Source organism: Streptomyces sp. 2A115, assembly GCF_052245575.1.
In the GTDB taxonomy this organism is placed as follows: Bacteria; Actinomycetota; Actinomycetes; order Streptomycetales; family Streptomycetaceae; genus Streptomyces.
The window spans coordinates 247,587-272,938 of the sequence record NZ_JBQQCG010000004.1 but is presented as its reverse complement, the minus strand read 5'-3'; the positions used below and the strand labels follow the sequence as shown (position 1 = coordinate 272,938).

Below are 25,352 nucleotides of genomic sequence, written 5' to 3'. Positions count from 1 at the left end.
CGCACTTTCCTTTCCCGCCTCCTCCGCCTGCCGCATGGGAATACCGAATACCGGCCTGTCCTGGTCGCCGACCGTGTCATCACCCTGCCGCCATCGCGCGAACCCGCAAAGGGGAGAATTCCATTCTGGGAATGACTTAACCAGGGGAGGAATCCTTACCCCCCTCGTGCAGACTGAGCGGTGCGAGACTGGCCGTCATGACCAGCGACGCGCATCTGAATGAGCTGGGAGAATTCCTCAAAGCGCGGAGGGCCGAACTGAGCCCGCGCACCGTCGGCCTGCCCGACACCGGTGGCCCTCGGCGGGTGCCCGGCCTGCGCCGGAGGAGGTCGCCCTGCTCGCCGCCATCAGCACTGACTACTACACACGGCTGGAGCAGGGCCGCATACAGCCGACCGCCCCGGTGCTGGCGGCTCTCGCGCAGATCCTGCATCTGGGCAACGACCAGCGCGACCACCTGTTCGAGCTGGCGGGCCGACAGCCGGCACGACCCGGCCGCCAGGCCGCGCAGAGGGTGCAGCCACAGTTGCGCCGCCTGCTCGACGACCTCATTGGGACCCCCGGCGTGGTGATCGGCCGCCGTATGGACATCCTGGCGTGGAATCCGCTCGCCGCCGCCCTGCTCACCGATTTCGCGACGGTGCCGGAGAAGAGGCGGAACTACGTCCGCATCCTCTTCACCGACCCCTCCATGAGGACCTTGTACGCGGATTGGCGGACCGTCGCCCGTGCGTGCGTGTCCCATCTGCGCATGCTGGCCGCCAAGTACCCGGACGACCCGCGGCTGACCAGCCTGGTGGGAGAACTCTCCGTGCGGGACAAGGACTTCGGGCAGTGGTGGGGAGGCCACCACGTGGCGTCCCGCACCATGGGCACGAAGAGGTTCCACCACCCCGTCGCCGGCGAACTCACCCTCGACTGGGACACCCTGACCTGCGGCACGGATCCGCATCAGGAACTCGTCGTCTGGACGGCGGACCCCGGCACGCCGTCGTACCACGGACTGCGCACCCTCGCCTCGTCGGCCGCCCGTCGGCTCGGCGGGTCCGCAGCCGGTCGGGTCGCCTGACCATCTGGCATTCATGGCCTCGCTCAGGGAAAAGCAAGGCTATTGTCCCGAGCCTGGGAGGAAACTCTCCCCCTCACTTTTCAGTTCAGCGGTGCGACACTAGCTGCCATGTGCAGCAAAGCGCGTTTGCCCGAACTGGGAGAATTTCTCAAGGTGTGCCGGGCGCAACTCAGTCCGCGTACCGTGGGTCTGCCCGAGTCCGGGGCGCCCCGGCGGGTGCCGGGGCTGCGCCGGGAGGAGGTCGCGCAGCTCGCGGGGATCAGCACCGACTGCTACACGCGGTTCGAGCAGGGGCGTTCCCCCGTGGCGACGTCGGTGCTCGCCACCCTCGTCCGTGTCCTGCATCTCGACGACGACCAGCGTGACCACCTGTTCACCCTGGCCGCGAGAGATGAGTGCGCGCCGCGCCGCAGACCGGCGCAGAAGGTCCAGCCGCAACTCAGACGTCTCCTGGACGAACTGACCGGGACCCCCGGGCTCGTCCTGGGTCGTCACATGGACATCCTGGCCTGGAACGCACTGGCAGCCGCTCTGCTCACCGACTTCGAACGGGTTCCGGAGAAGAAGCGCAACTACGCCCGGCTGCTCTTCACCGACCCCGGCTTCCGGGAGCTCTGCCTCGACTGGAGGACGGTCGCCCGGAGTTGCGTCGCCCAACTACGCATGGAGGCCGCCAAGTGCCCTGGCTACCCCGAGTTGACCGCACTCGTCGGCGAGCTGTCGGTGGCCGACGCCGACTTCCGGCAGTGGTGGGCAGGCCGCCAGGTGCCAGGCCTGCGGGTCGGCACGAAGAGGCTGCGCCACCCGGTCGTCGGTGACCTCACGCTCGACTGGGACAGCCTGACCTGCACAGCCGACCCCGCACAGCAGCTGGTGATCATGACGGCTGAGCCCGGGACCCCGTCCCATGACGGACTGCGCTTCCTGGCGTCGTGGACTGTCGCCCCGTACCAGCGGGCGCGGGATGCGACAGCCTGACCGGGACAAGGCAGGCAGGCGGCTCGCGTCATCGTGTCCCGTCGTCCGCGTACTGGACGTCCCGGTCAGGCCGTCGGATCCGCGCCTTCCCACGCCGCTCGCAACAGCCGTCGCACACTGTGGGCGGTCACGGGGCGTGGGTTGTCCGCCGGGACCACCCCCAGGATCGCGCGCACCGCGTCATCGATGTCGGCCTCGTCGAATCCGTGGTCACGCAGCGCTTTCGGGGCGTCCACCGCAACGCGCAGCCGCTGCAGGCCTTCGATGGCCGAAGCAGCGCCGAAGGCTTCCGCGATCCGGCGTTCGGCCTCCGGCGCGGCGGGTGCGTTGAACGCCAGCACGTACGGCAGCACGACCGCGTGTGTCTGGGCGTGCGGCAGGTCGTACGCGCCGCCCAGCACGTGACAGATCTTGTGGTGCAGCCCCGAACCCGCCGACGAGAAAGCCACAGCCGACAGGTAGGCGCCGTACAGCATCCGCTCGCGGCCCTCGAGGCCGGCCGGGTCGGCCACCACGGCCGGCAGTCCGGCCGCCAGCGCGCGAATGCCCTCTCCCGCCAGCGCTTGGTCCACCGGATCCGTTCGCGGAGCCCACATCGAGTCCACACAGTGCGCGAGCGCGTTCAGTCCCGAAGCGACGCTCATCGCCACCGGCAACGACAGGGTCAGCGTCGCGTCGTACACGACCGAGCGCGGTAGCACCCGCGCGTCCACTCCTGTGGTCTTGCGTGCCCCCTCGGTCAGCCCCCAGACGCTGGTGGCCTCCGACCCCGCGTACGTCGTGGGCACGGCCACGATCGGGATTCCGCTCGTCAGCGCGATCGCCTTGGCCAGGCCGGTCGTTGAGCCCCCGCCGACGCTGACCACGAGGTCCACCTCATGCGCGGCTGCGGCGGCGCGCGCCCGCTCGGCCGATTCGACCGGTACGTGCATCGCCACCTCGTCGTAGCGGAGTACGACCGGCACGCGGGCGGTGACCCGCTCGGCCAGGTCGGCCTCGGATGCCGCCGCGATCACCATCACCCGCGCGCCGCCCAGCCGCTCCACCTCGGCGCACACCGTCGCCGACGCCTCACCGGGCGCGAAGCACACACGCTGGGCCAGAGTTTCATGCTCGAAACGCACCACTCACTCCTCGTCGTTCGCGGATGCCTGACACCTGACTGACACTGTCACCTGGGCTGTGGAGAGAGCACGATGTCGAACCGCACGCTTGACCAGCTGCGCCCGGACAGGTCGCGCCCATCGGGAGCCGGTGTGCCGACGGGGTGCCGTTCGAACCGATTGACGAGGGATTCCCTGACCCCGAACACCGCGTCTGAGGTGAGGAGGTCGTCGCCCTCGACGAAGATGTGGGTGACGAGCGTGCGCAGACCGGGTGCGGCGGCCATGAAGTGCAGGTGGGACGCGCGCATCGGCGAGCGTCCGGTCGCCTCCAGGAGAGCCCCGACCGGCCCGTCGTGGGGGATGGGGTACGGCGTGGGAGTCAGACCCCAGAAGGCGTAGTCACCTTGGTCGTCGGTGAACAGGTGTGCCCGGCCGGCCAGGTGGTCATTGTCGTACTGCACGTCGTAGAGGCCGTCCTCGTCGGCCTCCCACACCTCGAGTCGCGCCCCCGGGACCGGGTTGCCGTCGGTGTCGGTGACGGTGCCCTCGACCCAGCAGGGTTGTCCCGGGGCGCCGGCGGCCATGTCACCCCCGATGGGGATCTCGGGGGAGCCCTCGACGAAGAACGGGCCGACGACGGTGGCTTCGGTGGCGCTCGCGTCGGCCCCTTGGTTGACGTTGATGGTCTGCATGGACGCGCCCAGGACGTCGGACAGCAGCACGAACTCCTGTCGGCGGTCGGTGGTGATGTGGCCTGCCGCGGTGAGGAAGTCGATGGCGTGCTGCCATTCCGCTTCGGTCGGTCGGGCCTCACGGATGAAGGCGTGCAGGTGCCGCACGAGGGTCTGCATCAGTTCCTTGAGCCGCGGATCCGGGGTGTCCTGGAACGACGCGAGGACGGCCCGGACCAGCTCCTCCTCAACCTGACGTTGCCGGTTCGGTACCGCGGGAGTGGTGGCCATGGTGGCGTTCCCCCTGTCGTCGGCGTTGTCGTTCACGAGGTGGGTGCCTCCTCGGCGTCGTAGCCGTAGATCCAGCCGTTGCGCACCAGCGGATCGGATTCGGCGAGCGCGGCGTCGCGAGCCCGCTGCTCGGGCCCGTCGGGGAGGTGGTTGATCTCCCTGCGGGCGTGACTGATCTCCTGCAGGCGTGTGGTGCGTTCGATCCGCGCCGCCTCGTACTGCTTCAGCGCCTGCTCGGGGTCGTTCGGGTACGCGGCCAGGCAGCGGGCCAGAACCGCTGCGTCCTCGACGGACTGGGCCGCGCCCTGGGCGAAGAAGGGGAACATGGGATGCGCGGCGTCTCCGAGCAAGGTGATCCTGCCCCGGCTCCAACGCCGTAGGGGTGCCCGGTCCAGCATCGCCCAGCGCCCGGGTACACCGCCGGCGGTGATCAGGTCGGTCACCCGCGGGTCCCAGTCGGCGAACTCGGCATGGAACTCCTCGATCGTGGCGGTCGTACTCCAGGACTCGTCGGTGTGATCCCCGGCAGGGGCGAAGGCGACGACATTGACGGCCTGCCCACCGGCGACCGGATAGTGCACGAAGTGCCGTCCGGGCCCGGGCCAGAGGGTCTGGGCGCGGCGCAGGGCGAAGTCGGGTGCGGCTCGGGCCGGCACGATCGTGCGGAAGGCGCAGATACCGGAATACGCCGGCGGTGAGGGCTCGGTCACCGCGTCGCGGACGACGGAGTGCACCCCGTCGGCGCCGATGACGATGTCCGCCTCGACATGGCCGCCATCGGCGAAGCGCAGCAGTACGACGTCCTTGCGTGCCTCGACCGCCGTGCAGCGCGCGCCCAGGCGAACCCACTCACCGGGCACAGCCGCTCTGAGGGAGTCCAGCAGATCGGCCCGGTGCACGACATAGGTGCGCTCTCCGTAGAGCCGCTCGCAGACACCGCTCAGCTTCTCGACCGAAAGCACTCTCCCGTCCGTCCAGCGGCGGAACTCCCAACCCCAGTCCAGCGGTACGGCCCGGTGGAGGAACCGGTCCATGACGCCGAGGCGCCGCAGCAGCCGTACGGCGTTGGGAGCCATCACGAGCCCGGCGCCGACCTCGGTGAGTGCGGGCGCCTGCTCGTGGACGGTGACCGTCAGTCCCGCGCGGCGCAGGAAGGCACCGGCGGCCAGACCACCGATGCCACCCCCGACGATGGCAATGCGCGGACCCGGCATGGTGGCAGGCACTGTTGGACTCCTCTGGCTCGTGGCTCGTCGAGGGCGGTCGAGGGCAATCGAACTGGCCACCGCAGATCCTGACCGGCTCCCCGTGCCGCCGGAACGGCTGTGTTCATTGAATGGACACCGCTTTCGAAGTCGCGGCTAAGCTGCGGCGGCAGGACGAGCGGTATCGCACAGCGAGGAGCCGGTACGTATGCCCCGGACCAGCGAGCCCGGCAGGACGGTGAGCTCCCGCCTGCTGGAAGTACTGTTCGCGTTCCAGCCGGGGCACAGTGCGCTCAGCCTCGCCGACCTGGTGCGCAGGACGGGCATGCCGCATGCCACCGTGCGGAGACTGGCCGTGGAACTCGCCGGCTTCGGCGCGCTGGATCGTCGGCCGGACGGCAGGTTCACGGTGGGACTGCGTCTGTGGCAGCTCGGGACCCTGGCTCCGCTCACCGAATCACTGCGCACGCTGGCCCAGCCGTTCCTCGAGGATCTCTACACCGCACTTCACCAGCACGTGCAACTGGCGGTCCTGGAAGGCCGGGAAGCGGTGATCATCGAGAGACTGTCCGCGCCGGAGGCACCCGAACTCGTCTCCCAGGTGGGTGGGCGGCTTCCACTGCACTGCACGGGGGTGGGCAAGGTGCTGCTCAGCCACGGCGGTACGGAGCTGATCGAGACCGTGCTGTCCGGCGAGCTCCGGGAATACTCGTCGCGAAGCATCGTGGCACCGGAGGTGCTGCGCAAGGAGATCGGCGACTGCCGTCGCACCGGGACGGCCACGGTGCGAGGAGAACTGACCCCCGGTACCGATTCGGTGGCCACGCGCATCGTGAACGCCGAAGGCCGGGTCGTAGCGGCGCTGTCCGTGGTCGTGCGCACCGACTCGGTGAAGCACCAGGCGGTGCTTCCGTCGGTGATCGCGAGTGGTCTCGGCATCTCCCGCCTCCTCGGCTGGCGCCCTGGCGTCAAGGTCCGCAACAGCTGATCACTTGCTCGTTGTTCATTGGATGGACAGCGGCGTTGTGCGGGCCTGACGGCCTTCGGATACTCGCCTGGCAGTGCGAGCCGCGGGCCGGCAGCCGACTGTCGCGAGGAGACGCCGACGTGATCATCCAAGACGAACACCAGCTCACCGTGGCGGTCCTCGCCGAGACGGAGCGGGCCGGCGACCCGCGCGTCAAGGAGATCATCCAGGCGCTGGTGCGGCACCTGCACGATTTCGCCCGCGAAGTGCGGCTGACCGAGAGGGAGTTCGACACCGCCCTCGACATCGTGACCAGGCTCGGCCGGCTCACCACGCCCAGCCACCACGAGGTCAGGCTGATGGCGGGTTCACTGGGGCTGTCCACGCTGGTTGCCCTGATGAACAACGGCACCGAAGACAGGCCGACCTCGGCGAACCTGCTCGGACCGTTCTGGCGCCAGGGAAGCCCGACGATGAACAACGGCGAGTCGATCGTCCGCTCCCCGACCGAGGGACCGCCGCTGTTCTTCACCGGCCTGATCGTCGACACCGACGGAAACGCGGTCTCCGGCGCGGAAGTCGACGTCTGGCACGCTTCGCCGGCCGGCCTCTATGAGAACCAGGACCCCGAGCAGGCCGAGTGGAATCTCCGTGGCAAGTTCTTCAGCGACGAGGAAGGAGTGTTCGCCTTCCGCAGTATCAAGCCCTCCGGTTACCCGATACCGATGGGCGGGCCCGTGGGCGAGCTCCTGACCGCGCTCCAACGCCATCCCTTCCGGCCGGCCCATGTCCACGCGCTGATCCACAAACCTGGCTACAAGACGATCGCGTCCCAGCTCTACAGCCACGACGATCCCATCCTGGAGACCGACGCGCAGTTCGGCGTCGTGCGGAGCCTCGTCGGCACGTACGTGCGCCACGAGCACGAGCACGAGCCGGCGCCGGACCCGGACGTGACCGAGCCCTGGTACAGCCTCGAGTTCACCTTCGTCGTCGAGCCGGGTGAGGCCTGGCTGCCGACCCCGCCCGTGTCGGCCAAGCGTGATACCGAGCTGGACAGCGTGTGACATGACGGGACGTCACCGCCGGGCAGATGCGCGCCCTGCGCCACCGAACGCCGCGCCGCACCACCGAACGCCGTGGATCAGATGCCAGGGAGGCCTACGCGACGGTGTCGGACGCCGTCCGCTTTTGGTCCGCGGCCCAGGAGGCCAGGAGGCGCAGCCCGTCGTGGGACGGGGAACCGGGTTCGGCGTTCCACACGATGATGTGCTGGTCGGGGTCCGTGCCACACGTGAGCGTGTTCCAGTCGAGGGTCAGCTCGCCCACCACCGGGTGACGGAGCTTCTTGACGCCCTTGCCTCGCATCGCGACGTCGTGCGCCGTCCACCACTCCCGGAACTGCGCGTCACGGGCGGAGAGCTCCTCGACCAGAGCGGTGAGGCGCTGGTCGCCGGGGTAGCGCGCGCTCTCCATGCGCAGCTGGGCGATGGCCAGCCGGGTGACCTCCTCCCAGTCGGCGTACAGCTCGCGCATCCAGGGTTCGGTGAACAGCAGCCGGACGAACACGCGCTCCTGCTCCGGGTAGCGCCCGAAATCGGCCCAGAGGGCGGCGGCAAGCTGGTTCCAGCCCAGGATGTCGGTGCGCCGGCCGATGACGAAGGCCGGGGAGGCGGTGAGATCGTCCAGCATGCGCTGCGATTGCGTGTCCACCTGCTGGCGGTCACCTGACGCAGGCGGGCGCACTGGCTCCTTCGCCGCGAGGTCGAAGAGGTAGGTGCGCTGGTCGTCGTTCAGGCGGAGCGACTGGGCGATTTCGTTCAGGAGGGGAGCCGAGGCCTGGAGACGGCCCTGCTCGATCCGCGTGTAGTACTCGGTGCTGATCGACGCGAGAAGGGCCACCTCCTCACGGCGCAGTCCGCTCACACGCCGACGTTGCCCTTCGCGCAGTCCGACCTCGGAAGGACTGACCTCGGCACGGCGGGCCTTGAGGAACTCACCCAGCTCGTTCAGATGAGGGTTGCGATTCATGACTTGCAGCCTCGCACAAAAGCTCGGCGGTTGTGAGGGGGAGGAATCCTGCCTATGGCCGCTTGGCTCATGTACGAAAACTGCATCGGCTTCAGCCTGTATGGCAGCAGGCGGAAGCGGAAGAGGACTCGGCGGCCCGGAGTACGTACCGGGCCGCCGAGAGGTCGCACAACTGTGGCGTCAGCCCAGTACCTCGTCAGCTCAGGGCCTTGACGAGCTCCTGGGCCAGCGGGACCGCCGAGCCCGGGTTCTGGCCGGTGTACAGGTTGCGGTCGGTCTCGACGTGCGGGGCGAACGGCTCGGTCTCGCGGTAGTCCGCGCCGAGTTCGTTGACGAGGCGGTCCTGCAGCAGCCACTTCGCGCGGTCCGCGAGGCCGTTCTGCTTCTCCTCGGCGTTGGAGAGGCCGGTCAGGCGGTAGCCGGCGAACGGGGACGTCCCGTCGGGACCGATGGTGGCAAGCAGCGCCGCGGGGCCGTGGCACACCAGTGACACCGGCTTGCCCGAGGCGAGCCACTCGGTGAGCAGCTTGCCGGACTCGGCGTCGTCGGGCAGGTCCTCCATCGGGCCCCAGCCGCCGGGGTAGAAGACAGCTACGTAGTCGTCGACGTCCACGTCCTCGATGGGCATCGGGTGCGCCAGCTCGGTCGCCTCGCGCAGGGCGGTGCGCATGCGCTGCGCGCCTTCCTCGCCGCCGTTGAACTCCGCGGTGAGGCTGAGCGCGTCCGCTGTGGGCGGTACACCGCCGGGTGTCGCCGCCGCGATCTCGTATCCGGCCTCCTTGAAGACCTGGTACGGGCCGATGGCTTCCTCGGCCCAGAAGCCGGCCGGCTGCCGGGTTCCGTCGGCCAGCGTCCAGTGGTCGGACGCGGTGATCACGAAGAGGATCTTCGCCATGGGGGGTCTCCTGGTCGGGGGTCTCAGCCCTTGAGGGCTTCTTGGAGGACGTGGCTGTCGGCGGCCTGCCGCATGCTGACGGCCTTGCCGTCACGGACGGTCCACAGGTGGATGAACCGGACGTCGGCCTTGTCCCCGGTCTTGGTCTCGGCGTGGTAGTGCCCGAACACGAAGACGTGGCCTTCGTCGTCCGCGTAGAACTCCTCGGGACCCGCGCCGAAGGACACGATGTTCGGCATCGGCGTGCCGAAGAAGTCCTTCGCCACGCTGTCCCAGCCGTGGTAGACGCCGCTGTTCGGAAAGCCCGGGGTGATGTCCCAGACGAAGTCCGGGGCCATGACCTCCTTGGTGACCTCGGGCGCCATTCGGGATTCGTAGACCCGGCGGATGAGGGCGAGGCCGGGGGAGTCGGACATGGTGCGCTCCTTGCGGGGGTGGGGGAATCGAATACGGAAAGGAAGGCCTTGTGATCAGGCAGGGAGGGCGGCTCGCCCGGCTCGGAAGATCGCGGCCTGGCGCGCGACGCGCGCACCCAGGTGCTCCGCGGTGGCGACGTCCGACTTGTGGACCGCTTCCGGACCGGCATCGGTCGGGCTCTGGGCGCCGGCGCCCATGAAGAAGCCCAGCCGGTTGATGTCGTCCTCGCTGCCCGTGGTGGAATCCCAGCCAGGCAGCAGACCCAGGCTGATCCAGTGCATGCCGTGCTGGGCGGCCAAGGTGGCGAAGTAGCCCAGGGTGGATGACTTGTCGCCGCTCTTGGCACCGGAGTTGGTGAAGCCCGCGGCGAGCTTGTCCACCCAGACATGGGAGAACCAGCGCCTGCTGCTGGCCTCGGCGAACGCGTGGAAGGCCGCGGAGGCGGTACCCATGTACGTGGCGGCACCGAAGATGATCGCGTCGGCGGCGTCCAGCTGCGCCCACTGCTCGTCGGTGATGGTGTCGACGGAGATCGAGACCACCTCGGCGCCGGCTCCCGCTGCGCCACGCGCCACGGCTTCGGCGACGACGGCAGTGTGGCCGTAGCCCGAATGGAAGGCAATGGCGATTGTGGGGCGGCTGGAATGAGACATGGTGATCGGGCTCCTCGAATGTATTCGCTCAGTTCGTGACCAAGCCTTGCACCGGAAGAGCGCGCTGTGAGGGGGAAGAAAATTTCCCCTGCCTACCGTTCTCCGGGCCGGCGGCCATGTTGAGAACACCCTGGCCGAGGTCGGCTTGGCCGGCCTCGAACGGTGCCGAAGCAAGTGCCCGGCTCAGTGGTCGTGGTCCCAGGTCTCGGCGATACTAGAGGACGGCAAAGAACTCCACCATCTTGGTGATCGCTTGATCCACGTATTCGGGCACGTCGTACAACGCGATATGAGTCGCACCTTCGACGACGAACAACTCCTTCGGCCCTTTGGAAAGCTCGTAAGCCTGGTCGCTGAACACCTTTGTGTCCGCCTTGCTCCCTGCGATGAGGAGCATCGGTTGGGTCAGCAGTTCTGGAATTTGGTCGAATGCCGAGAAGGCGAACATCTTGTCCATGCTGGTCAGCAGGAAGCGGCCCTTGGAGTTGGGATGCTGACCTCGGGGCGTCCTGTAGTAGTCGTATCCTTCACGCAGGAGGTCCGGTGTGTTTTCGTCGATCTCCTCCAGCGTTTCTGGGACAAACGGGGCGTAGAGAGGTGCGTCTCCTCGCGCTTCCGCCGTGCGCTGCTTGGCAACCATTTCCAGCGTACCGATCTGCTCGGCCACCGGGGACATATGCCCCAGAAAGCCTCTGGAACCTTCACCCATGGGAGCTGCGCTGACGGTGGCTACTGCCTTGAAGCGACGTTCGGTCTGTGCCGCGCTGATTGCGTAGCCGCCCCCGGCGCAAATGCCAAAAACTCCCATTCGTTCGGAGTCGACGAACGGAAGAGTGGTAAGAAAGTCGGCTGCGCAGCGGGCGTCTTCCACCCTGGTCGTCGGGTCTTCCAAGAGGCGGGGTTCGCCGCCGCTCTCTCCCTGGTATGAGGAGTCATATACCACGGTAACAAATCCCTGCGCAGCGAGCCTCTTGGCGTAGGCTCCGATGGCCTGTTCCTTTACTCCTCCAGCCGGATGAACGCCGACGAGAGCCGGAAATTTCTCGTCTTCCCTGAAGTTGTCCGGCAGGTGAAGGTGTCCCGAGATTTCTACTGCCTTGTTCCTGAAGGAAACAGTTTTGACCATGGTTCCTGCCCTTTTCTCGGCCTTGGTCCGCCACCGGGCCGTCCTTCCGCCATAATTCGCCGAAGCCGAGACGATGTCTACTCATGGTGAGGGGGAAGAAACTTTCCCCTGGATGTCGGTCTCGGGGTAAGTGGTTCGCCCCTGAGGAGGCGGGGGCCTCCCGTAGAGAATTGCCGAGGGGCTCAATCATCGGCCACCGGGTGCCACGGGCCATCGGCGCTTCTACGAGATCCTGAACGTCTGGGAACGCTGGAACGGGCTTCCTCTTCCCGCTGATCCTCGGGATGTTGATGGTGAACTCGCCCTGGAAGCTCCACACGAACAACGGCAGGACGCGCTTGTCGGGGCTCTGCGATCCTGGCCGCGGTCGTCCTCCCCACGCTGCCGATCCTCGCCCTCTACATCCTCGGCCGCCGCCAGCTCATCAGCGGACTCACCGCCGGGTTCGGCAAGTGAGGGGCTTCTCCTGACGGCACCGCCTCGCCCCTTGGCTCGCTCACCGCGCCGAACCCGAACTCGGCCGACTTGAGGTGATCACTCCCGCGGTGCGTCGGCGCGCTGCAGGGTGGTGAGCCACTGAGTGACGACGGCGTCGATGAAGGCGTCGGTGACCTCGCCGCGGTCCAGGAAGAGCCGGGCGAGGACGGGCCCGTACAGCAGGGCGAACTCGTCGTCGCTGGGACGGATGCCGGAAGGCTCCAGCAGCTTGTTCAGGTCCGCGTGGCGGTCCTCGCTGATACGGACGAGTGCCTGGGCGCTGTCGGGGTCGTGGTCGGCCTGGGCGGCGATGGCCAGTACCGCGCTGCGTACGGCCGGGACGCTGACGCCGGCGCGCATGCTCTTGAGCCAGGCGGTGGCCACGGCACGCACGTCGCTGCCCGGTTCCGGATAGGTGCCGAGGTCGGGACCTTCGAGGACGAGGTCGAAGAGCAGGGCGGCCCGGGTGGGCCAGTGCCGGTAGAGGGTCTGGCGGGTGACGTCCGCCCGCTCGGCCAGCAGGGCATAGGTCAGTGCTGCGGGTCCGACCTGGAGCAGCAGGTCGCGCGCGGTGGCCAGCACGTGGTTGCGGGTGCGCTGCACGCGCGGGTTGCTCAGGGCCGGCCGGCGGCGGTGGGCGGGCTGCGTCATGCCACCACCCTACCCACAAATCATACGGTTCGTGTGATTGAGGTCACAACCCGACCTGAATCATCCAGGGTGTGTGATAGAACAGGAGGGCAATCACACGCACTGGATGATTTCCATGCGTGACGGCCCCCACCCCACCCATTCGAAAGGCGGATGACCATGTCACCTCGCACCCTGCCCGAGCCCACCTTCGCCCGCACCCGCCTCGGCTCCGGCCCCGGCCTGCTCCTCGCCCACGGCGCCGGCAGCAGCCTGGCCGGCACCTACGGCCCCGTCCTGGACGCACTCGCCGCCCACCACACCGTCGTCGGCATCGACTACCCCGGCAGCGGCGACACCCCCCGCTCCACCACCCCACTGTCCGTCGACGACCTCGCCGACCAACTCATCGCCGCCGCCGACACAGAAGGCCTCGACCGCTTCGCCGTGTCCGGCTACTCCCTCGGCGGCCCGGTCGCCATCCGCGCCGCCACCCGCCACCCCGAACGCGTCACCGCACTCGTCCTGACCGCCGCCTTCCCCCACCGCGACAACCGCCTCGCCCTCGCCTCATCGGTCTGGAGCAAGATCGCCGCAACCGGCGACCGCGAACTGCTCGCCGAATTCCAGCTCATGATGGCCCTCGGCACCCAGGCACTGGAGTCCATGCCCGCCGAACAACTGCGCCAGACCCTCGGCTACGTCGCCGCCGGCGCAGCCGACGGCAGCTCCGAACAGACCGACCTCGTCGGCCAGCTCGACGTCCGAGACGACCTCACCGGCATCACCGTCCCCACCCTGGTCATCTCCACCACCGACGACCGACTCACCTCACCCGCCCTGCACCGCCACCTCGCCGAGACCATCCCCGACGCCCACCTCGCGGAAATCGCCACCGGCCACCTCCCCATGCTCGAGCGCACCGACGAATGGCTGCACCTCATCACCGACTTCCTCGCCAAACACCACGCCTGAAAACACACACCTGACGGCACGCCACGGGCAGGGTCACGCGGCGAACAGCGGTGTGGCCCCTCGGCCCATGCTTCGATCGCCCGCCGCAGCTCATCCGCCCCTCCGGTTCGCCGTTTCAGGCACGGGAAAGACTAAGGCACCCTGATGAGTATCAAGCATTTGGCAGTTAGCAATCTACTGAATTACCATGTCGTCATGACTAGGCCCCTTGCTCTGATAACAGGTGCTTCCTCCGGGGTTGGTGCCGCCTACGCCCGTCTCCTCGCCGCGGACTCGGACTTCGTCCTGGTGGCCCGTCGCGCCGACCGGCTGCAGGATTTGGCGGAGGAGCTGCGTAAGGTCGGTGCCGCGGTGGAGGTCCTGCCTGCCGACCTCGCCACCCGCGAGGGCATCGCCAAGGTGGGGGACCGCCTGGGTGTCGGGGACGTCCGCGTCCTGATCAGCAACGCCGGTGTCGGCGGCTACGCCCCGCTCATCGAGGTCGATCCGGCCAGGATCGACGATCTGCTCACCCTCAACGCCGAGGCGCACGTCCAGCTCGTCCGCGCCGCACTGCCCGGCATGCTCGCCGCCGACGAGGGGGCGATCGTCACCGTCGCCTCACTGCTCGCCTTCAGCGCCGGACGGACCGGCCCACGCCCGCCCCGCCGCACCCTGTACACCGCGGCCAAGGCCGCCACCGTGGCCTTCACCCGCACCCTGGGTCACGAACTCGCCGACACCGGGATCCGTACCCAGGTGGTCTGTCCCGGCCCGGTGGCCACCGAGTTCCACCAGGGCATCGGGCAGACCGTCCCGGTCGCCATGACCGCCGAGGACGTCGCGCGAGCCAGTCTCGCCGGGCTCCGCCTGGGCGAGACGATCTGCGTCCCGGGCCTGGAGGACCAGTCCGCGGCACTCGACGCGCTGCTCGCCGCCGAGGGCGCCGTACTGTCCGGCGGCCGCCGTTCGGGCCTCGCCTCCCGCTACCGGCAGCCGCTGCCGCGGTGAGCCGACGTTCCGTGGACGTCGGAGCCAACCAACGAAACGGAGATCGACATGGGTAGGTTCAACGCGCAGGAAGTCGCTTACCTGAGCGAACACATCCTTGGGCGGCTCGCCACGACGGGTACGTCCGGCAAACCGCACGTGGTGCCCATCCGGTACCACTTCGATCCGGAGCGCGAGGTCATCAAGATCGGGGGGCGCGTCCTGGAAGGGCGTGGACGGGAGCGGCTCTACATCCGTCACCTCAAGGTCAACCCGCAGGCGGCATTGGTGGTCGACGACGTGGCGGACGGGCAGACCTGGCAGCCGCGCGGGGTCCTCATCAAGGGAGAGGCGGTCCTGCACACGGAAGGTGGCGAGGTGCTGGGGCCGGGTTTCGGTCCGAACTGGGTCGAGGTGATACCCAACTGGGTCACGTCTTGGAGCATCGACATCCCTGCATGACAGTCCACTGTTTGCGGCGGGCATGGCTGCTCAGCGCAGAGCCGAACGACGCAAACCCCTGCAACCGTGCAGGAATGAGTCCCTCGGAACCGAGTTGGTGACATGAGTGAAGTAGTAGTGGCGAGTGCGTACGGAAATCCCGAGGTGCTTTCGGTGATCGATGTCGCCGTCCCGGACCCCGGGCCGGGCCAGGTGCGCATCGCGGTCCGCGCCGCCGGGGTGAACCCCTTCGACCACAAGATGTACGACGGCACCTTCGGGACCGATCCGGCGAAGCTGCCGATGCGGCTCGGCGCCGAGGCGGCGGGTGTGGTGACCGCGGTGGGCGCCCACGCGACCGGCCCCGCAGGTCCGGTCGAGGTCGGCGACGAGGTGATCGCCTATCGTGCGCCCGGCGCGTACGCCGCCGAACTCGTCGTCCCGGCCTCGTCGGTGGTGCCGAAGCCCGCCGCGCTGTCCTGGGAGCAGGCCGGCGGCCTGATGGTCGTCGGCGTCACCGCCGCACACGTTCTCGATGCGATCGGTCTGCGCAAGGACGAGTCGGTGCTGATCCATGGTGCCGCCGGCGGAGTCGGCCTGATCGCCGTGCAGTTGGCGGTGGCGGGCGGCGCCACTGTCGTGGGAACGGCAAGTCCCGGCAAGCACGACATGCTGCGCGAGCTGGGGGCGATTCCGATCGCGTACGGGCCCGGTCTGGCCGACCGGGTACGCGCGGCAGCGCCGGATGGCGTCCACGCGGCGGCCGACCTGGTGGGCACCGACGAGGCGGTGGATGTATCCGTGGAACTCGTGGCGGACCGTTCCCGCATCGCCACCATCGCGGGGTTCGCGCGCGGGGCCCAGGCCGGCATCAAGCTCCTCGGCGGCGGGCCCGGCGCGGATCCGGGCACGGACGTCCGGGACGCCGCCCGACTGCGGCTCACCGAGGCCGCGGAGGCAGGGCGGCTGAACGTCCTGATCGCCGGAAGCTACCCTCTTCACGAAGCCGCTGCCGCCCATCGCCAGGTCATGACCGGTCGCACCAGCGGGAAAATCGTCCTGGTGCCCTGACCCGACCCGACCGTGCTTTCGGCCGGCGACCTCACGGACGCCGAAGCTCCGGTCAGCAGACCGAGGCGGCTGTGTCCCCCTGCCACAGGCAGGGGGACACGGCCATGTCTACGCCATACAGCCATCTCGCAGGCTTCCGGGATGCCCGGCACCGTCGTGCCGCCGTTCTCTCGGCAAGAACCCTTCCTTGCCGTCAGGCCGGTTCAGCTCGCTGTCTACACTCAGTTGAGACGAGCTGAACACATCAGAGGAGCCCGGGATGCCGCGTAACCGCCAACAGATCCCCCGTGAAGAGCGGACAGGTGATCTGCTGGCCGCGGCCACCGAGCTTTTTCTCGCCAAGGGGTACGACAAGACCACGATGGCGGACATCAGTGCCGCCGCCGGAGTGGCCAGGGGCAACGTCTACTGGTACTTCGACTCGAAGGACGACATCTTCGCCGCGGTGATGGACCGGATGCTCAGCCGCGAGATCCGTACCCTCAGCGCGGAGCAGGCGGGCGCCGACCCACTGAACCGGCTGGTGCGGGGGCTGTCCGACATGCGCTATTCCCGGCCGCTGCACCAGGCCATGCACGACCGGCTTCCGCATTCCGAGGCGGTTCGGGCCGCCCACAACACCTTCCTGGGCTGGATCGTCGGACTGGTCGACGAGGTCATGGCCGAGCGCGGCCTCGACGGCGACCCCGACATCGATGCCGCGCTCCTCCGCGATACCGTGGTCGCCGTGTTCGAAGGCGCGAACGTGCCCAACGACCGGAACAGACCGGCACACGAGATGATCCGTCTCCTGATGGAGTCCGTCCTGGCGGGGCGTTCACCGATCAAGAGGGTGTGACCGCTGATCACGGCGGGTCGGGTTGGGACGGTCAGAGTTGGCGAGTGGCGACTCTCGCCGACACCGCCCGCGTCACCGTGACCGAACCCGCGGCCGGATTCTCGGCCTCCGCCCCGCGCAGCCGGTCGAGCACCGCGACGGGGTCGGCCGGAGCCTGCTCGCCGCGCCACCCGACATGCCCGTCGGGGCGAACCAGCACCAGCGGCCTCTCGTAGAGCCTCGCCGCGGCCTGATCGGCGAGGCGCAGCACCGTCAACGGCACGCCACGCCGGTGCGCGGCCTTCACCAGCGCGGACGGGTCTGCCGACCCCGAGACCACGAGCACGAACCCGCGGCCGAAGTGGTCGAGCACTGAGCTGCCATCGGGCAGCCAGATGTGCGGCGCGCGGCAACCGGGCCAGGTGGACGGGACGTAGTCGTCCGGCTCGTCGGGCGGCTCGGGGGTGCCGTCCGGCACGCAGATCGGGGAGCCGCTGTAGCGGTAGCCGAGCTGGACGCCCGTGCAGCGGAACTCCTTGCCCCTCGACCGGCGGATCATCTCGCCCATCTCACCGCGGGCCCGTTCGCCCTCCGCGTCCGCGCGGCCGAGTGCGGCGTCGGGTGCGAGCTGGGAGTCGGACCGCCAGTTGCTCGAGGCCTCCGTGACATTGCGGACGGCGATCGGCCGCCGCTCCAGTTCGTAGCTGTCGAGCAATGCCGGGCCCGCCCAGCCCTGGAGGACCGCGGCGAGCTTCCAGCCGAGGTCGACGGCGTCGCCGATCCCGGTGTTGGCGCCGAAGCCCCCCTTGGGCCACAGCAGATGCGACGAGTCACCCGCGAGGAACACCCGCCCCGCGCGGTAGCTGCGGGCCACGACGCAGTGCCCGCTCCAGGGCTGGGCGGCGAGTATCTCCACGTCGATGGGCGCACCGACGGCTTCCTGCACCCAGGCGACCGCGTCCCCGGGCTCCGGCTCGTGCTCCAGGTAGACCGAGAGCCGCCACTCGTCCACGCCGTTGACCACCGTGACGTACGGCCTGCGCGGCGACGACAGCGTGTGGATCTGTACCGCCGGGCCGCCCAACCGCTCCCGGAGCAGGTCCAGCAGCCGCGGCGCACGGAAATGCACCGCGAAGTTCTGGCCCTGCGCGAACCTGCCCTCGAACTCGACGCCCAGCGCGCGCCGGACGCTGCTGCGGCCACCGTCACAGGCCACGAGGTAGTCGCCGGCCAGCGTCTCGGAGGCGCCGCTCTCCAGGTCACGCACCACGGCGAGGACACCGTCGGAGTCCTGCTCGAACGTCTCCAGGCGCGTGGCGAACCTGATCTCGACCGAGGGCAGGCCGCGCGCCGTCCGTTCGAGCAGCGGCAGGAACGAGAACTTGGACAGGAACGCGGGGCCCTCCGGCGTCAGCGGGCCGTACGCGCCGGGAGACCGGTTCGTGACCCCGTAGTCGAATTCGGCGAGTACGTGCCCCGTCACTGACGTGGCGAACACCGTCCGGTGCGGATAGTCGGTGGGCGGTGCCGACTCCGCGCGCGCCTCTTCCGCACAGCCCCAGCGCCGAAGGTGTTCCATGGTGCGGGAGAAGATCGCCTCGCCCGCCGGGAAGGGCACGCGGCCATCACCTTGGTCGATCACCGTCACCGGCACACCGCGCCACCCCAGCTCGATCGCGAGCGAGAGGCCCACGGGGCCCGCCCCGACAACCAGGACACGCCGAGATCCGGCTCTTTCGTTGCGGTCAGACACAGGGGACCTGCCTTCCTGAACACGGGTTGGATCAGTCGCGACCCAAACTCTTGAACCTGAGTCAGACTCGCATGCCCGGGCCGTTCTGTGGAAGAGCATGAAGATCTGGCACCTATCGACAAGATGGGTGCGGTGCTACCCTTGACCCGAGTTCAAGAGATAGGGGAACGTTGTGGTGTCTCCGGCCGATCGAAGCGATGCTGTGGGCCGCTGCCGGGCCCTGGTCGTCAGCTACCACCACGACATCGACCGTGGCCGGGCCACCGCCGGGATCGGCGCGTTCGCCGACGACGCCGAGTTCGAGGCGCACGGCCGGGTCTTCCGCGGCCGGGACGAGATACTCGGCTTTCTCAAGGCGCGAGAGGCCGATACCGGACGGCAGACCGTCCATGTGCTCGCCAACGAGGTCGTCACCGGTCAGGACGACGAGGGCGACGGAAGTGGCCACAAGCGGGTCGAGTTGCAGGCCATGGTTCTGCTGCACGTCCGGCAACCCGACGGCGCCTATGTCTTGGACCGCGTCCTCAACACCGTTCATCGGTTCCGCCACTCCGGCGGGGAGTGGCGGATCACGCACCGCACCTCGAGGCCGCTGCACCCCACCGTCTGACGGGCAAGGAGTCCCTCACGATGACGACCACCCCCCAGAGCACGGCCGCCCCCGCGGCCACCGAGACACAAGCCGTCGCGCTGCAGATAGCCGAAGTCGTGCTCAAGACCGGCCGCTACGACGACATGGCCGCCTTCTACACACACGTACTGGGACACGGCCCGTTCTACGAGCGGACCCCGGACCCCGACGCCCCGCCGCGTCCCGCGGGGATGCCCGAGCGGGCGGTCGATGTCCGGCTGGGCTTCTTCCGTGTGCATGACGCCCCGCAGGGCAGTCAGGTCCTCGCGCTGTTCGGCATCGACAGCCTGATCGGGACGGACGCCTCAGGGCCGGGCCTGCATCACTTCCAGTTCGGTGTCGGCTCGCTGGGTGAACTGGTCACCCAGTACGAGCACATGGCGTCCGTGGGTGCGCGCCCGCACCGTGCCGCCAACCACGGCCAGGCCACCAGCTTCTACTTCCGCGACCCGGACGGGAACATCGTCGAGTTCTCCTGCGCCAACTTCGCCACCACCGAGGAGGAGGTGGCCTTCATGTCCGGGCCCGTCTTCGCGGCGAACCCCTCCGGCCTGGAGCTCAACCCCGAGCGCTTCGTCGCCCGCTACCGTGCCGGTGACCCCAAGGACGAGCTGCTGCGCCTGGACAACCAGGCGGTGGCCCTGTGACGAGGCTCGTCAGCACGGTCAAGGGGATCGGCAGACTGGCGGACGACGGCGAGACCGTCGCCCTTCTCGACGTCGGCGCGGCGGACCTCGGTGCCGCCCTGCAGTCCGGCCTCGACATCGCGTCCATCGCCACGGCCACGGTCCGCGACCGCGTACCCATGGCTCAGGCCCAGCTCGTGGCCCCCGTCCCCAGGCCCTCCAAGGTATGGGCGGTGGGTTACGCCTACGCCGGTCACCGCACGGAGGTGGGGTATGCCGGCACGGCGGAGGATCCCGTCATCTTCCTGAAGGCTCCGTCCTCGGTGATCGGCACGGGAGAGCAGATCCGTTTCCCGAAGGCGGCTCCGGACGAGGTCGACTACGAAGGCGAACTCGCGGTCGTCATCGGCAGGCGCGCCACCGACGTGCCGGAGGCGGACGCGTACTCGTACGTCGCCGGCTTCACGATCTGCAACGACGTCAGCGCGCGCGATGTCCAGAAGGGACGCGTTCCCGGCCGGGCCGCCAACGTCACCGCGGCCAAGAGCTTCGACACCTTCACCCCCATGGGCCCCGCCCTGGCCACGCTCGACGAGTTCGCCGATCCTGATGACCTGCACCTGCGCACCTGGGTCGCAGGCGAGCTCCGCCAGGACGCGCGCACCTCCCAGCTCATCCACCCGGTTCCCGCGCTGGTCTCCTACCTGTCGCGGCAGACGACCCTCGAACCCGGCGACGTGATCGCCACCGGCACCCCGGCCGGGGTGGGGCACAAACAAGGCCTGTTCCTGCGGACCGGGGACGAGGTCCGGATCGAGATCGAGGGCATCGGCACCCTCGCGAACACCTGCGCCTGACGCGCGGAGGCCATCCTGAGGATGCCGGAGCCGTGGCGTCCTGGAAGTCGGGAAAAGTCAATTCTGGCGGCCATCGCATATGCGAGGGTCCAGTCGTAGGAGGCAATCAGGTGAGCAGCGACTCCAAGAGCAGTTTCGGCGGCGGAAACCCGTGGGACCACGTCCAGCCGTGGGACGAGGAGATTTTCGGGAAGGAAGTCCACGACAGCACCCTGCAGCAAAAGTGGGGGACCGCCGTGTCGATCGCCGGCGGGCTGCCCTACATCTGGCGGGAGCTGGCCCGGCCGATCTCCGAAATCGTCTATGGTCTCCTCGAACTCCGCGCCGGAGACAAGGTCCTGCTCATCGGCGAGGGCATCGCCCCCGCGGGGTGGGTGGAAGACATGCGGGAGATCGTGGGACCGGACGGCGCCGTGGATGAGGTGGAGATCATCCATGAGGGGCGGAAGGCGGTCCTGGGCCGGCTCCCCGGACGGAACGGCCAGACCGGCTGCTGGCGCTGGGACTACGCCGACTCGAAGGCCGACGAGCAGTACGACTGCGTCGCGGTGCTCCAGGCGACCCAGCACTGCGACGACTGGGAAGAGACGGCCAGGGACCTGCTGCGCGTGATGAAGCCGGGCCGCCGCATCGTGCTGGCCGAGTCGGTCCTGAAGGGGCCGACGTTCACCGCGCGCATCAACTCCGACGTCCATCTCCGGCAATGGTTCGACAAGCTGTTTCAGCAGGTCTCCGTGGAAGACATTCCCTACTGGTCCGGCGAGGAGGTCCGCGAAGCATTCGGGGACACCGTCGACAGCCCGCAGCTGCTGGAATGGCGCGGAATCGAGATGTTCTGGGGACGAAAGAAGTAACAGCGCCGGCAGCACCGAAATCGTTCTGAAAAGACCCCGATCCTGCCGAGTTCCGGGCAGCGGGATCGGCTGACAACCTGAGCCGCATTACGCGACGCCACCCCGAATGAGGAGGTTGCCGTGAGTGTCAACGAGGACCTCATGGTCATGGCATCGGACCAGCCGCTGCAGAGCGTCGTCCGCGACGAGCACCTGTTGCTGGCGCCGCCGCATCCGTCCAAGGTGCCCATGAAGCTGTGGGACGAGCAGCCGCCACTGGCCGTGGTGCACTACCCGCAGGAGTATCAGGAAGAGGCGTACGCCCCGCCGCGCGGTGTGTACGAGAACGACGAGATCCGCGTCGAGTGGCAGAAGCTCGACGGTCGGCAGCCGTTCTACCACCGCAACTGCGACGTGGACGAGCTCTGCTACCAGATCGCCGGTGAGCGCACCCTGATGACCGAACTCGGTGTGGTCGAGCACCGGGCGGGCGAGTTCTCCCGCATCCCCCGGGGCGTGGCCCACGACAACTACAGCCGCGCCGCAAGCCACTTGCTGTTCTACATCCCCGCTCCGGTCGCCGAGCTCGTACCGGCTCAGCGCGAGTCCCAGGCGGTGTTCCCTCCGTTTCCCGGCTGGCAGTCCGCCCCGGCCAACGAAGCCGTCAGCTGGAACCTGGGCACCCCCGGTCGCGACATCACCCTCTTCGGGGTCGATGAACAGCAGCTGCTCGAACATGTTCACAGAGACGACCGCCGGATACAGGTACTGCGCCCCGACCGTGCCCAGGACACCACCTGGCTGTACGGCACGGACCGCGTCCGTATCGGCCTCGTCACCACCGTGCCCGGCGGTGAACGCCGCTACCGCCGCACCCTCGACGCCGACGAGATCCAGTACCAGGCCAACGGCCACCGCACCCTGATCACCCAGCACGGCCTCGTCGACCTCGAGCCCGGCGATTTCGTGCGCATCCCGCTCGGGATCTCGTACGCCAGTGTCGCGACCGAGGCGGGTGACCATGTCAGCCTGCTCTCGCGCAGCGAGGTTCCGCAGGTCGCCAAGACCTCCCGTACCGCCGACCACTACTCGCCCGAACGGCTCGCGGCCCTCGACGTGGAGGTCCACTCATGACCACGATGCTTGCCCTGCGCGCCCGTCGTGACGCCAGCACCCTTGTCCTGGAGGACATCCCCGTCCCCGAGCCCGGTCCGATGGATGTCGTCGTGCGGGTCGCCTCCGCAGGCCTGGCCCCGGGGATCATGCGTTTGCTCAAAATGGGCGCGTTCAAGCATCTGCCCACCACCCTCGGCTTCGAGGCCGCCGGCACCATCGCCGCCGTCGGCAGCGACGCCACCGGCGTCCGCATCGGTGACCGGGTCAGGGTGCACACCTTCCTGAACTGCCGCACCTGCATCTACTGCCGTACCGACCGCGACATGATGTGCCCGCAGCAGTCCATGATGGGCTACGCCGCCTTCAACGACGTTGCGATGCCCCTCTACGACGAGTACCACAACGGCGTGCTCGCGGAATACGTACGTCTGCCGTACTGGCTGGTCGACCCGCTGCCGGAATCCGTCAGCTTCGACGTCGCCGCCAAGGTTCTCACCATGGCCAACGCGGTACGCGCACTCAAGTGGGCCGAGCTGCCGATGGGATCCACGGTCGTCGTCACTGCCGCGACCGGTGCCATGGGCAGCGCGACGGTCAAGCTGGCGAAGCACTTCGGTATCGCCGACCTCGTCCTCGTCGGCCGCCACGAAGACAGGCTCAAGGCTGTCGCCGCGTTGTCCGGTGGCATCCCGACCAGCGTCGTCGCCCTGGACGAACTCCCCGACGACTGGGCGGCCACCGGCGCCCTCGCCGGCCGGCTGCGCGAACTGGCACCCGGCGGAGCACATGCGGTCCTCGACTACGTTCCCGACGGGCCGGTCACCGGTCAGGCCATGGCCGGGCTCGCGGCCGGCGGCGCACTGGTGCACATGGGAGGCAATATGACGCCGCTGCAGCAGTCACCGATGGCAATGATGCTGAACATGTGGCGGTTCGTCGGTACCCGCGCCTGTACCCGCAATGACGCGCTGGAAGTCCTGCGCCTGCTGGAGACCGGCGCCCTCGCTGCTGACGAGCTCATCACCCATCGGTTCCCGCTCAGCGACGCGATGGGGGCCGTCGAGGCCGTCCAACGCCGCGACGAACCCATGTGGATGCCCGTGATCAACCCCTGATCCCGGGCACGAGTCCGTCATCGTGCTCCGCGGAGCCGCGGAGCCGCCGAGCCATCGAGGATCCAGCGAGAGGAAGCCGGAAAGTGTCCGAAACGGAAGCCGTACGCAGCGAAGAGCCGCCCTTGCTCGCGGTGATCGGGGCGGGCGGGCTCTGTGGTAGCTACCTATTGGAGGCGGCGCGGCGGGCTCCGTTCAGGGTCCGCGCGGTGGTGCACGGGCCGGCGGGCCGTGAACGGGGAGCCGCCCTGGGCGCCGACGAGATCGTCGAAGCCGATCTCGCGGAGCCCGACACGGTCCGCCAGGCGGTGAAGAACGCCGACCTCGTGTTCATGATTCCGCCGGCGTTCCACCCGGAGGAGGACGTCTTCGCGATGAGGGCGCTGGAGGCGGCCGAACATGCGGGCGCGCGCCGGTTCGTTTACCTGTCCGTCCTCCACCCGCACACCCCCGGCCTGCGCCATCACCTGCGCAAGGCGAACGCCGAGGCCGCCGTGCGGGGTTCGGACCTGGACTGGACGATCCTCCAGCCCTCGATGTTCGCCCAGATCGTCCTGTCGACGTGGGGGAGGGCTCCCGCCGGGCAGGTCGACGTGCCGTTCGACGTCAATCACCGGTTCTCCTTCATCGACCTGCGTGAGCTCGGGGAAGTCGGCGTCAAGGTGCTGTCCGAGCGGGGCCACGACTCGGCGACCTACGAGCTGGCGGGACCCACCACTACGCCGGCCGAGGCCCTGCGCATCGCGGGACGTGCACGAGGCGTGGAGCTCGAGGCGAGGACGGTCGACTGGGCGAAAGCGCCGCTCCCGCCAGGAGTGGCGGACGATCCGTCCAGGGGCCCCGACATGCGTGCCATGTGGCAGGACTACGACCGCCACGGCCTGCGCGGCAACAGCAACGTCCTGCGGATGCTGCTCGGCCGCGAACCCGCGTCCTTCGAGGAGGCGGCCACCGCGTTCACCGCCCGAGGTTAGTCATGCTCCTTCGCGGGTGGGGACGGCACATTACGGTGCTGCGGCCGGTACGAACTCAGGCGCGCACACCGCTTACGGCATCCAGGAGTTTCTCAACTGGCTTACCGCACGCGGCCTGTGATCTCCGGGACGACCATGATGGACGTCCCTTGAGGCCCCGCATCGTGCCCACGATCACCCGCAAACCGTGACGGCCCGCCGGAAGAACCGGCGGGCCGTTCGGTCCGCGTCACCCGCCGCCGCCCGCATGGCAGGCCAGGCGGGCGGCCGTGGGGAACGCGCTGGCGTCGCCGGCCTCGGCGTGGCTGAACGTGACGTCGTCCTGAACGGTGACGCGGCAGCGGCATGGCGAACGACGGGGTGTCCTCCTGGACGGATTCCCGGCGGATGGGGTGTCGAAATTAAATAAGCGTGAGTATAAGGATGCTTGATGCAATAACGCTTGCTTGATAGTCATCAGGGGGTTAATGCTTGGCAGGTGTTCCGAATCCCGGCCTCGATCCCCGAGGGCTGCTTGGCCAACGGTGCCGCCTGTGCCTCGCCCCTGTTCGCCGGCTACGACTTCGTCCCGGTGGCCCGGTGGGTGGACCGGGTGACCTCCGGTGACGTCCGGGTGCTGGAACGTTGCGTTGGAATCGGCGGCTTCACGCCGGTTTCGCCG

At 68.7% G+C, this 25,352-nt stretch carries 25 protein-coding genes and 2 pseudogenes; 17 read left to right on the top strand and 10 right to left on the bottom strand.

The annotated features are described in order from the left end of the window. The first annotated feature begins 197 nt into the window (after positions 1-197). Both ACTWQR_RS05830 and ACTWQR_RS05825 read left to right on the top strand, forming a co-directional pair. Positions 198-1,069, top strand: a pseudogene (locus tag ACTWQR_RS05830) (helix-turn-helix domain-containing protein). A 108-nt stretch (positions 1,070-1,177) separates the two neighbouring features. Further along, positions 1,178-2,047, top strand: coding sequence for a helix-turn-helix transcriptional regulator (locus ACTWQR_RS05825; protein WP_443225805.1), 870 nt, complete (start codon positions 1,178-1,180; stop codon positions 2,045-2,047). Between the two features lie 65 nt (positions 2,048-2,112). Here the strand turns inward: ACTWQR_RS05825 and ACTWQR_RS05820 are convergent, their stop codons facing one another. From ACTWQR_RS05820 to ACTWQR_RS05810, 3 genes are read right to left on the bottom strand one after another with little or no spacing between them, the layout of a single operon-like run. Continuing rightward, on the bottom strand, positions 2,113-3,171 hold the full coding sequence (locus tag ACTWQR_RS05820; RefSeq protein ID WP_443225804.1) for a maleylacetate reductase: 1,059 nt from the start codon (positions 3,169-3,171) through the stop codon (positions 2,113-2,115). 47 nt (positions 3,172-3,218) lie between these two features. Further along, entirely contained in the window at positions 3,219-4,115 is an 897-nt protein-coding gene (locus ACTWQR_RS05815) for a dioxygenase family protein (protein ID WP_443225862.1), read from the bottom strand. A gap of 32 nt (positions 4,116-4,147) precedes the next feature. Continuing rightward, entirely contained in the window at positions 4,148-5,341 is a 1,194-nt protein-coding gene (locus ACTWQR_RS05810; RefSeq protein ID WP_443225803.1) for an FAD-dependent monooxygenase, read from the bottom strand. A 187-nt stretch (positions 5,342-5,528) separates the two neighbouring features. Between ACTWQR_RS05810 and ACTWQR_RS05805 the strand changes: the two genes are divergently transcribed. Continuing rightward, positions 5,529-6,308: an IclR family transcriptional regulator gene (locus ACTWQR_RS05805; protein WP_443225802.1), complete on the top strand. Its 780-nt coding sequence runs from the start codon at positions 5,529-5,531 to the stop codon at positions 6,306-6,308. Positions 6,309-6,427: 119 nt separating this feature from the next. Beyond that, positions 6,428-7,354 carry a dioxygenase family protein gene (locus tag ACTWQR_RS05800; protein WP_443225801.1) on the top strand — a complete coding sequence of 309 codons (927 nt, stop codon included), beginning with the start codon at positions 6,428-6,430 and terminating at the stop codon, positions 7,352-7,354. Between the two features lie 94 nt (positions 7,355-7,448). Here the strand turns inward: ACTWQR_RS05800 and ACTWQR_RS05795 are convergent, their stop codons facing one another. From ACTWQR_RS05795 to ACTWQR_RS05775, 5 genes are all read right to left on the bottom strand, one after another. After that, positions 7,449-8,318: a helix-turn-helix domain-containing protein gene (locus ACTWQR_RS05795; protein WP_443225800.1), complete on the bottom strand. Its 870-nt coding sequence runs from the start codon at positions 8,316-8,318 to the stop codon at positions 7,449-7,451. Between the two features lie 196 nt (positions 8,319-8,514). Beyond that, the gene (locus ACTWQR_RS05790; protein WP_443225799.1) at positions 8,515-9,213 is read right to left on the bottom strand and encodes a type 1 glutamine amidotransferase domain-containing protein; all 699 of its coding nucleotides are present in this window, start codon (positions 9,211-9,213) and stop codon (positions 8,515-8,517) included. Between the two features lie 23 nt (positions 9,214-9,236). After that, entirely contained in the window at positions 9,237-9,629 is a 393-nt protein-coding gene (locus ACTWQR_RS05785) for a nuclear transport factor 2 family protein (RefSeq protein ID WP_443225798.1), read from the bottom strand. A 54-nt stretch (positions 9,630-9,683) separates the two neighbouring features. Next, complete coding sequence (locus ACTWQR_RS05780) at positions 9,684-10,283, bottom strand: flavodoxin family protein (RefSeq protein ID WP_443225797.1); 600 nt, start codon at positions 10,281-10,283, stop codon at positions 9,684-9,686. Between the two features lie 214 nt (positions 10,284-10,497). After that, a complete protein-coding gene (locus ACTWQR_RS05775) occupies positions 10,498-11,409 on the bottom strand; it encodes an alpha/beta hydrolase (RefSeq protein WP_443225796.1) in 912 nt (303 codons plus the stop codon). Between the two features lie 351 nt (positions 11,410-11,760). On the opposite strand from ACTWQR_RS05775, the pseudogene ACTWQR_RS05770 reads away from it, so the two are divergent. Beyond that, positions 11,761-11,865 (top strand): annotated as a pseudogene (locus ACTWQR_RS05770) (carbohydrate ABC transporter permease); the annotation flags it as partial. A 78-nt stretch (positions 11,866-11,943) separates the two neighbouring features. Here ACTWQR_RS05770 and ACTWQR_RS05765 read toward each other — a convergent pair. Continuing rightward, positions 11,944-12,537: a TetR/AcrR family transcriptional regulator gene (locus tag ACTWQR_RS05765; RefSeq protein ID WP_443225795.1), complete on the bottom strand. Its 594-nt coding sequence runs from the start codon at positions 12,535-12,537 to the stop codon at positions 11,944-11,946. Between the two features lie 159 nt (positions 12,538-12,696). Between ACTWQR_RS05765 and ACTWQR_RS05760 the strand changes: the two genes are divergently transcribed. The 5 genes from ACTWQR_RS05760 (at position 12,697) to ACTWQR_RS05740 (ending at position 16,810) form a co-directional block, all read left to right on the top strand. Next, a complete protein-coding gene (locus tag ACTWQR_RS05760) occupies positions 12,697-13,491 on the top strand; it encodes an alpha/beta fold hydrolase (RefSeq protein ID WP_443225794.1) in 795 nt (264 codons plus the stop codon). Between the two features lie 195 nt (positions 13,492-13,686). Next, positions 13,687-14,481 carry an SDR family NAD(P)-dependent oxidoreductase gene (locus ACTWQR_RS05755; protein ID WP_443225793.1) on the top strand — a complete coding sequence of 265 codons (795 nt, stop codon included), beginning with the start codon at positions 13,687-13,689 and terminating at the stop codon, positions 14,479-14,481. Between the two features lie 48 nt (positions 14,482-14,529). Further along, positions 14,530-14,922 (top strand): pyridoxamine 5'-phosphate oxidase family protein, encoded by a 393-nt coding sequence (locus ACTWQR_RS05750; RefSeq protein ID WP_443225792.1) that lies wholly within the window; start codon positions 14,530-14,532, stop codon positions 14,920-14,922. A 117-nt stretch (positions 14,923-15,039) separates the two neighbouring features. After that, on the top strand, positions 15,040-15,972 hold the full coding sequence (locus ACTWQR_RS05745; protein ID WP_443225861.1) for a quinone oxidoreductase family protein: 933 nt from the start codon (positions 15,040-15,042) through the stop codon (positions 15,970-15,972). Between the two features lie 259 nt (positions 15,973-16,231). Then, positions 16,232-16,810 carry a TetR/AcrR family transcriptional regulator gene (locus tag ACTWQR_RS05740; RefSeq protein WP_443225791.1) on the top strand — a complete coding sequence of 193 codons (579 nt, stop codon included), beginning with the start codon at positions 16,232-16,234 and terminating at the stop codon, positions 16,808-16,810. A gap of 31 nt (positions 16,811-16,841) precedes the next feature. Here the strand turns inward: ACTWQR_RS05740 and ACTWQR_RS05735 are convergent, their stop codons facing one another. Next, positions 16,842-18,641: an FAD-dependent monooxygenase gene (locus tag ACTWQR_RS05735; RefSeq protein WP_443225790.1), complete on the bottom strand. Its 1,800-nt coding sequence runs from the start codon at positions 18,639-18,641 to the stop codon at positions 16,842-16,844. A gap of 76 nt (positions 18,642-18,717) precedes the next feature. On the opposite strand from ACTWQR_RS05735, the gene ACTWQR_RS05730 reads away from it, so the two are divergent. From ACTWQR_RS05730 to ACTWQR_RS05700, 7 genes are all read left to right on the top strand, one after another. Further along, positions 18,718-19,152: a nuclear transport factor 2 family protein gene (locus ACTWQR_RS05730; RefSeq protein WP_443225789.1), complete on the top strand. Its 435-nt coding sequence runs from the start codon at positions 18,718-18,720 to the stop codon at positions 19,150-19,152. 20 nt (positions 19,153-19,172) lie between these two features. Next, on the top strand, positions 19,173-19,820 hold the full coding sequence (locus ACTWQR_RS05725; RefSeq protein ID WP_443225788.1) for a VOC family protein: 648 nt from the start codon (positions 19,173-19,175) through the stop codon (positions 19,818-19,820). Then, complete coding sequence (locus ACTWQR_RS05720; protein ID WP_443225787.1) at positions 19,817-20,656, top strand: fumarylacetoacetate hydrolase family protein; 840 nt, start codon at positions 19,817-19,819, stop codon at positions 20,654-20,656. The genes ACTWQR_RS05725 and ACTWQR_RS05720 overlap by 4 nt, the downstream gene beginning before the upstream one ends. A gap of 110 nt (positions 20,657-20,766) precedes the next feature. Next, entirely contained in the window at positions 20,767-21,510 is a 744-nt protein-coding gene (locus tag ACTWQR_RS05715) for a methyltransferase domain-containing protein (protein ID WP_443225786.1), read from the top strand. A 120-nt stretch (positions 21,511-21,630) separates the two neighbouring features. Then, a complete protein-coding gene (locus ACTWQR_RS05710) occupies positions 21,631-22,623 on the top strand; it encodes a hypothetical protein (protein ID WP_443225785.1) in 993 nt (330 codons plus the stop codon). Then, complete coding sequence (locus ACTWQR_RS05705; RefSeq protein ID WP_443225784.1) at positions 22,620-23,720, top strand: zinc-dependent alcohol dehydrogenase; 1,101 nt, start codon at positions 22,620-22,622, stop codon at positions 23,718-23,720. The genes ACTWQR_RS05710 and ACTWQR_RS05705 overlap by 4 nt, the downstream gene beginning before the upstream one ends. Before the next feature lie 83 nt (positions 23,721-23,803). After that, positions 23,804-24,691: an SDR family oxidoreductase gene (locus ACTWQR_RS05700; RefSeq protein ID WP_443225783.1), complete on the top strand. Its 888-nt coding sequence runs from the start codon at positions 23,804-23,806 to the stop codon at positions 24,689-24,691. Positions 24,692-25,352 lie beyond the last annotated feature (661 nt).

What these genes read in the sequence shown, in the direction of transcription:
- ACTWQR_RS05825 (WP_443225805.1), top strand. Translation starts at nt 1,178, where the DNA reads ATGTGCAGCAAAGCGCGTTTGCCCGAACTGGGAGAATTTCTCAAGGTG.
- ACTWQR_RS05815 (WP_443225862.1), bottom strand. Translation starts at nt 4,115, where the DNA reads ATGGCCACCACTCCCGCGGTACCGAACCGGCAACGTCAGGTTGAGGAG.
- ACTWQR_RS05805 (WP_443225802.1), top strand. Translation starts at nt 5,529, where the DNA reads ATGCCCCGGACCAGCGAGCCCGGCAGGACGGTGAGCTCCCGCCTGCTG.
- ACTWQR_RS05795 (WP_443225800.1), bottom strand. Translation starts at nt 8,318, where the DNA reads ATGAATCGCAACCCTCATCTGAACGAGCTGGGTGAGTTCCTCAAGGCC.
- ACTWQR_RS05790 (WP_443225799.1), bottom strand. Translation starts at nt 9,213, where the DNA reads ATGGCGAAGATCCTCTTCGTGATCACCGCGTCCGACCACTGGACGCTG.
- ACTWQR_RS05785 (WP_443225798.1), bottom strand. Translation starts at nt 9,629, where the DNA reads ATGTCCGACTCCCCCGGCCTCGCCCTCATCCGCCGGGTCTACGAATCC.
- ACTWQR_RS05780 (WP_443225797.1), bottom strand. Translation starts at nt 10,283, where the DNA reads ATGTCTCATTCCAGCCGCCCCACAATCGCCATTGCCTTCCATTCGGGC.
- ACTWQR_RS05775 (WP_443225796.1), bottom strand. Translation starts at nt 11,409, where the DNA reads ATGGTCAAAACTGTTTCCTTCAGGAACAAGGCAGTAGAAATCTCGGGA.
- ACTWQR_RS05765 (WP_443225795.1), bottom strand. Translation starts at nt 12,537, where the DNA reads ATGACGCAGCCCGCCCACCGCCGCCGGCCGGCCCTGAGCAACCCGCGC.
- ACTWQR_RS05760 (WP_443225794.1), top strand. Translation starts at nt 12,697, where the DNA reads ATGTCACCTCGCACCCTGCCCGAGCCCACCTTCGCCCGCACCCGCCTC.
- ACTWQR_RS05755 (WP_443225793.1), top strand. Translation starts at nt 13,687, where the DNA reads ATGACTAGGCCCCTTGCTCTGATAACAGGTGCTTCCTCCGGGGTTGGT.
- ACTWQR_RS05750 (WP_443225792.1), top strand. Translation starts at nt 14,530, where the DNA reads ATGGGTAGGTTCAACGCGCAGGAAGTCGCTTACCTGAGCGAACACATC.
- ACTWQR_RS05740 (WP_443225791.1), top strand. Translation starts at nt 16,232, where the DNA reads ATGCCGCGTAACCGCCAACAGATCCCCCGTGAAGAGCGGACAGGTGAT.
- ACTWQR_RS05735 (WP_443225790.1), bottom strand. Translation starts at nt 18,641, where the DNA reads ATGCTCTTCCACAGAACGGCCCGGGCATGCGAGTCTGACTCAGGTTCA.
- ACTWQR_RS05725 (WP_443225788.1), top strand. Translation starts at nt 19,173, where the DNA reads ATGACGACCACCCCCCAGAGCACGGCCGCCCCCGCGGCCACCGAGACA.
- ACTWQR_RS05705 (WP_443225784.1), top strand. Translation starts at nt 22,620, where the DNA reads ATGACCACGATGCTTGCCCTGCGCGCCCGTCGTGACGCCAGCACCCTT.